The sequence below is a fragment of the Streptomyces sp. NPDC059092 genome (assembly GCF_042756365.1).
Lineage (GTDB): Bacteria > Actinomycetota > Actinomycetes > Streptomycetales > Streptomycetaceae > Streptomyces.
Genome location: NZ_JBHZEJ010000090.1, coordinates 23,076 through 29,505, shown reverse-complemented (window position 1 = coordinate 29,505; position 6,430 = coordinate 23,076). Strand labels below are relative to the sequence as shown.

The 6,430-nt window shown below is 71.6% G+C and carries 6 protein-coding genes; all 6 read right to left on the bottom strand.

Annotation, left to right across the window (positions count from 1 at the left end; translation table 11 throughout):
- Nucleotides 1-161: 161 nt before the first annotated feature.
- The 6 genes from ACFXPL_RS33735 to ald all read right to left on the bottom strand — a co-directional run bounded on the left by ACFXPL_RS33735 (nucleotide 162) and on the right by ald (nucleotide 6,393).
- Complete coding sequence (locus ACFXPL_RS33735; protein WP_384926840.1) at nucleotides 162-1,361, bottom strand: pseudouridine synthase; 1,200 nt, start codon at nucleotides 1,359-1,361, stop codon at nucleotides 162-164.
- The gene (scpB, locus tag ACFXPL_RS33730) at nucleotides 1,361-2,005 is read right to left on the bottom strand and encodes an SMC-Scp complex subunit ScpB (RefSeq protein ID WP_384926838.1); all 645 of its coding nucleotides are present in this window, start codon (nucleotides 2,003-2,005) and stop codon (nucleotides 1,361-1,363) included. The genes ACFXPL_RS33735 and scpB overlap by 1 nt, the downstream gene beginning before the upstream one ends.
- Entirely contained in the window at nucleotides 2,002-3,099 is a 1,098-nt protein-coding gene (locus ACFXPL_RS33725) for a segregation and condensation protein A (RefSeq protein WP_384926836.1), read from the bottom strand. Before ACFXPL_RS33725 ends, scpB begins: the two co-directional genes overlap by 4 nt.
- A 68-nt stretch (nucleotides 3,100-3,167) precedes the next feature.
- A complete protein-coding gene (locus tag ACFXPL_RS33720; RefSeq protein ID WP_384926834.1) occupies nucleotides 3,168-3,788 on the bottom strand; it encodes a hypothetical protein in 621 nt (206 codons plus the stop codon).
- Nucleotides 3,773-4,894, bottom strand: a complete 1,122-nt coding sequence (locus ACFXPL_RS33715; protein ID WP_384926832.1) for a ParA family protein — start codon at nucleotides 4,892-4,894, stop codon at nucleotides 3,773-3,775. Before ACFXPL_RS33715 ends, ACFXPL_RS33720 begins: the two co-directional genes overlap by 16 nt.
- 383 nt (nucleotides 4,895-5,277) lie before the next feature.
- Nucleotides 5,278-6,393 (bottom strand): alanine dehydrogenase, encoded by a 1,116-nt coding sequence (gene ald / locus ACFXPL_RS33710; protein WP_384926830.1) that lies wholly within the window; start codon nucleotides 6,391-6,393, stop codon nucleotides 5,278-5,280.
- Nucleotides 6,394-6,430 lie beyond the last annotated feature (37 nt).

The following is a 6,430-nucleotide window of genomic DNA, read 5'->3' as shown; positions in this document are numbered from 1 at the left end:
ATGCAATAATCCCCGCCAATTTATTTTTTTTTTTTAAAATTTAGGGGTGGGGGGGCCCGCCACACGGGATACCCCGGCGCCGGGGGGCCGCGGGCTTCTCTTCCGTACCACCGGTGTCAGAGGCACCGGTGGTCACAGGGGCGTTCACCTCTCGGGGTCGCTCAGAGGCCGACTTCCTTCATCAGCATGCCGACCTCGGTGTTGGTGAGGCGGCGCAGCCAGCCGGACTTCTGGTCGCCCAGCGGGATCGGTCCGAAGGACGTACGGACGAGGCGGTCGACCGGGAATCCGGCCTCGGCGAGCATCCGGCGGACGATGTGCTTGCGGCCCTCGTGGAGGGTGACCTCGACCAGGTAGTTCTTGCCGGTGTTCTCGACGACCCGGAAGTGGTCGGCCTTCGCGTAGCCGTCCTCCAACTGGATGCCGTCCTTGAGCCGCTTGCCCAGATCGCGCGGCAGCGGGCCCTGGATGGCGGCGAGGTAGATCTTCTTGACGCCGTACTTGGGGTGCGTCAGCCGGTGGGCCAGCTCGCCGTGGTTGGTGAGCAGGATGATGCCCTCGGTCTCCGTGTCGAGCCGGCCGACGTGGAAGAGCCGGGTCTCGCGGTTGGTGACGTAGTCGCCGAGGTTCTGCCGACCGTCGGGGTCGCCCATCGTGGAGACGACACCGGCCGGCTTGTTCAGCGCGAAGAACAGGTGCGACTGGGTGGCGACGGTCAGCCCGTCGACCTTGATCTCGTCGCGGTCCGGGTCGACGCGCATGCCCTGTTCGAGCACGATCTCGCCGTTGACCTCGACGCGTGCCTGCTCGATCAGCTCCTCGCAGGCCCGGCGTGAACCCATGCCGGCGCGGGCGAGGATCTTCTGCAGCCGCTCGCCCTCCTGCTCGGCGCCCGGGTTGGTCCTGGGCGTCGTGATGGAGGGCTTGTCGGCGTACCGGTCGCGGTTGCGCTGCTCGATCTTGGCGTCCAGCTCACGGGGGCGCGCCGGCGCGCCGCGACGGGGGCCGCCCTTGCCGCCCCGTGCGCCGCCCTGCGCGGGCTTGGGGCCGCCCTTGGCGCCGCCCCTGGCCGCCGCGCCGCGGGCGCCGCCGCCCTGGCGCGGCCCGTCACCGGAGCCGCCGGAACCACCGGCACCGCCGGAACGGCGGGCGCCGCCCGGGGCGCCCGACGCGCCGGAACCGCCGCTGGGACCCGAGCGGCCGACGTCGTAACGGCGCTCCTCGGGACGCGGGCGGGACGGCCGCTTCGGCTTGTCGTCGCGCCCGTCGGCACCCCGGTTGTCCCGGTCGTCCCGGCTGCCGCCGCTCCCGCCTCCGCTGTTCCGGTTGGTTCCGCCGCTGTTCCTGCCGTTGCTTCGCATCAAAGTTCCGTCTTGTCGTCTGCGTGGGTTTCCGGTGCGTCAGGTGCGTCCGGATCGAACGACGGGACGCCTTCCTGGCTCTCGGCCTCGATCGCGTCCGCCTCGGGGAGGAAGGGCGCGAGTTCCGGGAGCTCGTCCAGGCCGCGCAGGCCCATCCGCTCCAAAAAGTAGTTCGTCGTCCTGTACAGGATCGCACCTGTTTCGGGTTCCGCGCCCGCCTCCTCCACCAGTCCGCGCTGGAGGAGGGTGCGCATGACGCCGTCGCAGTTCACTCCGCGTACGGCCGAGACGCGCGAACGGGTCACCGGCCGGCGGTACGCGACGACCGCCAGGGTCTCCAGCGCGGCCTGGGTCAGCCGGGCGTGCTGGCCGTCGAGCACGAAGGCCTCGACGGCCTCGGCGTACTCGGGCCGCGTGTAGAAGCGCCAGCCACCGGCGACCAGCCGCAGCTCGAAGCCGCGGCCCTGGACGGTGTACTCGTCGGCCAGGGCGCGCAGGGCGTCCGCGACGGCGCCGCGGGGGCGGTCGAGGACCTTGGCGAGGTGTTCCTCGGTCGCGGGCTCGTCGACGACCATGAGGACCGCCTCCAGGGCGGGCTTGAGATCCAGGTCCCGGGCCGTGGTCCCGGGCCGCCGCTCGTTCACACCGTCTCCTCGCTGTCGTCTCCCCCGCCGGTGGCTCCCGTGCCGTCGGCGGGACGCCCTGTGCCGGGGCCGGGCGGCCGGTCGAACTCGTCCGTCACGCTCGGCTCCGTACCGTCGCCCCCGCCCGTCCAGCGGACCATGAGCGGCCCCAGCGCCTCATCCTGGTCCAGGACGACGGCGCGCTCCCGGTACAGCTCCAGGAGGGCCAGGAAGCGCGCCACGACGGTGAGGGTGGACCCGGCGTCCCCGGCCAGCTCCTGGAAGCTCATCCCGCCGCGCTCGCGCAGCAGGGCGACGACGATCCCGGCCTGTTCCCGTACGGAGACCAGCGGCGCGTGGATGTGCTCCACGTACACCTGCGGCCGGGGCTTCGGTCGCATCGCCTTCACCGCGAGCCGGGCGAACCCCTCGGCCCCGACGCTGATGACCACCTCGGGCAGCAGCTCGGCGTGGTGCGGTTCCAGTCCGACGGTACGGGGATGACGCCGGGCCTCGGTCTCCAGCCGCTCTCCGAAGATCTCCGCGACCCGCTTGTACGCGCGGTACTGGAGCAGCCGCGCGAAGAGCAGGTCCCGCGCTTCGAGGAGCGCGAGGTCCGCCTCGTCCTCGATCTCGGCCGCGGGCAGCAGCCGGGCGGCCTTCAGGTCGAGCAGGGTCGCGGCGACCACCAGGAACTCGGTGGTCTGGTCGAGGTCCCCCTCGGGGCCCATGGCCCGCAGGTGCGCCATGAACTCGTCGGTGACCTGGGAGAGCGCGACCTCGGTCACGTCCATCCGGTGCTTCGAGATGAGCTGGAGCAGCAGGTCGAAGGGCCCCTCGAAGTTGGCGAGCCGCACGGTGAACCGGCGGTCGTCCCGGCCGCCTCCGCTCTCCCCGCTCTCCCCGGCGTCCTCGCCCGCACCGCCGGCCGTGTCCGCCCCGTCCGCCCCGTCCGCACCGGCCTTCGTCTCCGGGGCCGGTTCGGGCTCCAGCGGCTCAGGCTCGGCCCCGGCGGGCTCGGCCGGCCCCGGCTCGGGTGCGGCGGGCACCGGCGTGCCGGGGCCGCGGCCCAGCGGGCGGCGCGGCGGGCGGGCGGGGTCGGGCGGCGGGGGCATCGCGGTCCTGGGAGCGGGAGCGGCGGGAGCGGGGCGGCGAGCGGTGGGGCGGCCCGCGCAGGCTACCGTCAGCGCCCGCGCAGCCGCCGTACGAGAATGCTCGCGTCGCCGCGTGATTCGAGGTCGGCGAGGACGACGGCGACCGCCTCGCGGACGATCCGCCCGCGGTCCACGGCGAGTCCGTGCTCACCGCGCAGCACCAGCCGGGCGTGTTCCAGGTCCATCAGTTCCTCGGCCGAGACATAGACCGTGATCTTCTCGTCGTGCCGTTCGCGCCCGCTGGGGCGGCGGTTGGCGCCACGCCGCTGCCGGCGCTGCTGCCCGCCCTGCTGCGGCCCCTGCGGCCCTTGCCCCTGTGCCCCCGTCCCGCCGCCGGGGCCCGGGGGCGCGCCCTCCTGCGGCCTGCGGGCCTGTACGGCGGTCGCGGCCTGCTCAGCGTCGGCGGTGCGGCTGCGCGCCGGCTGCGTCGAGGCGCGTTCCGCGTCGGGCGCGGAGTGCTCCTCCGCCGTGTCGGAGCCGGCCGGGCCCGCCTGGTCACCGGTCGGATCGCTCTCCCCGGCCGGCGGGGGCACCCGCGGTTCGCCGTTCGCGCCCCGTCGCTGCGCGCCGGGGGACGACGACGTCAGCGCCATGCCCCCGGTCGTACGGAACAGTTCGTCGGCGCCGGGCAGACTCACTCGGCGTGACACCGGGCGAGCACCTCCCTGGCGAGCTGGCGATAGGCGGCGGCGCCGACGGAGTTCGAGGCGTACGTGGTGATGGGCTCACCGGCGACGGTGGTCTCCGGGAAGCGCACGGTCCGCCCGATCACGGTGTGGTAGACGTGATCGTCGAACGCCTCCACGACGCGCGCCAGGACCTCCCGGCTGTGCACCGTGCGGGAGTCGTACATGGTGGCGAGGATGCCGTCGAGCTCCAGCTCCGGGTTGAGCCGCTCCTGGACCTTCTCGATGGTCTCGGTGAGCAGCGCGACCCCGCGCAGCGCGAAGAACTCGCACTCCAGCGGCACGATCACCTTGTGGGCGGCCGTCAGCGCGTTCACGGTCAGCAGACCGAGCGAGGGCTGGCAGTCGATCACGATGTAGTCGTAGTCGAGCAGCAGGGGCTTCAGGGCGCGCTGGAGCGTGGACTCGCGCGCGACCTCGCTGACGAGCTGCACCTCGGCGGCCGAGAGGTCGATGTTGCTCGGCAGCAGGTCCATGTTGGGTACGGCGGTCTTCAGCAGCACCTCGTCGGCCGCCATGCCCCGCTCCATGAGCAGGTTGTAGACGGTGAGGTCCAGCTCCATCGGGTTCACGCCGAGACCGACCGACAGGGCTCCCTGCGGGTCGAAGTCGACGAGCAGCACACGTCTGCCGTACTCCGCCAGCGCGGCACCCAGGTTGATGGTCGACGTGGTCTTGCCGACGCCGCCCTTCTGGTTGCACATCGCGATGATCTTCGCGGGGCCGTGGTCGGTGAGCGGGCCTGGGATCGGGAAGTACGGCAGTGGACGCCCGGTCGGGCCGATGCGCTCGCGGCGCTGGCGGGCAGCGTCGGGGGCGAGGGTGGCCGCGTACTCGGGGTCCGGCTCGTATTCGGCGTCAGGGTCGTAGAAGTGCCCCTCGGGCGCTTCGTCGAAGTCGGCGAACGAAGTGGACTCTCGGCCACCCTCGTTGCCGGCCATGGCGTTCACGTGTTGGCCGTCCATCATCTGGTGGGCTGTCGTCATGTGCTGGTGGGTGGCGAAGGTGCGGACAGCTACGGAGCCGACAGCCTCGAACCCGGACGACGGGCGCTGGCCCCTCACCGGCATTCCTGGTTGACCACCCCCGGGAGTAAATGTCGACTCATTCACAAGTCGTCTTACCTCCTTGGACGGGACCAGGAAACTTATCGATAGGTCAGCGTGGCACCATGCCGACGGTTGGCGACTCTATGGCGTGTCACCACTCCGCAGCAACACAATCCGCCGGACCGGACCCGATGTGTCGGCAACCGAACACCCCTCTGTCAAGGGCGCAGAGCCCTCTCACCAAGGCAGGGCAGCGAGGTTTCGCCGTCATACGAAACGGTTGAAATTGTTACGTTCGAGGCGAGTTGACGAGCGGTCGCACACCCTTCGCCCTACGCCCGCGGCCGGACCTCGCTGTACGAGATCCGGCCGCGGGCGCCATGTTGACGAAGCGGGTTGACGCGTCAGGCGAGAACTGTGCTCAGTTCGGCGTGATCCAGACCATGCGCTTCGGCCACCGAGCGGTAAACGACCTGGCCGTCATGGGTGTTGAGCCCCTTGGCGAGCGCCGGGTCACGGCGCAGCGCGCCGGCCCAGCCGCGGTTCGCCAGCTCCACGATGTAGGGCAGCGTGGCGTTGGTCAGGGCGTACGTGGAGGTGTGCGGTACGGCGCCCGGCATGTTGGCCACGCAGTAGAAGACCGAGTCGTGCACCCGGAAGGTCGGCTCGGCGTGGGTCGTGGGGCGCGAATCCTCGAAGCAGCCACCCTGATCAATCGCAATGTCGACAAGTACACTTCCGGGCTTCATCCGGGCGACGAGCGCGTTGGTGACGAGCTTCGGCGCCTTCGCGCCGGGGATCAGCACGGCCCCGATCACGAGGTCCGCCTCGGTGACCGCCTTCTCCAGCTCGAACGTGTTGGAGACGATGGTCTGGACCTTGGTGCCGAAGATCCGGTCGGCCTCGCGCAGCTTGTCGATGTCCCGGTCGAGCAGGGTCACGTGGAAGCCCATGCCGACGGCGATCTGGGTGGCGTTCCAGCCGGAGACCCCACCGCCGATGACCACCGCGCGGCCCGCCGCCGTACCGGGCACGCCGCCCGGCAGCACACCGCGCCCGCCGGCCGAGCGCATCAGGTGGTACGCGCCGACCTGGGGCGCCAGCCGCCCGGCGACCTCCGACATCGGGGCGAGCAGCGGCAGCGCGCGGCGCGTGGTCTCGACGGTCTCGTACGCGATGGCCGTGGTGCCGGACTCCAGCAGGGCGTCGGTGCAGGCACGGGACGCGGCCAGGTGCAGGTAGGTGAAGAGCGTCTGGTCCTTGCGGAGCCGGTGGTACTCCTCGGCGACCGGCTCCTTGACCTTCAGCAGCAGGTCGGCGACGGCCCAGACCTCGTCGGCGGTGGGCAGGATCCGCGCACCGGCCGCCAGGTACTCGCCGTCGGCGATCGAGGAGCCGACGCCCGCGCCCCGCTCGATGACGACCTGATGCCCGTGGCGCACCAGCTCGTGCACACCGGCGGGGGTGATGGCCACCCGGAACTCGTTGTTCTTGACCTCGCGGGGGATACCGACCAACACGGCAGATCACGGTCCTTGGCTCGGGGGATTCCGCGGA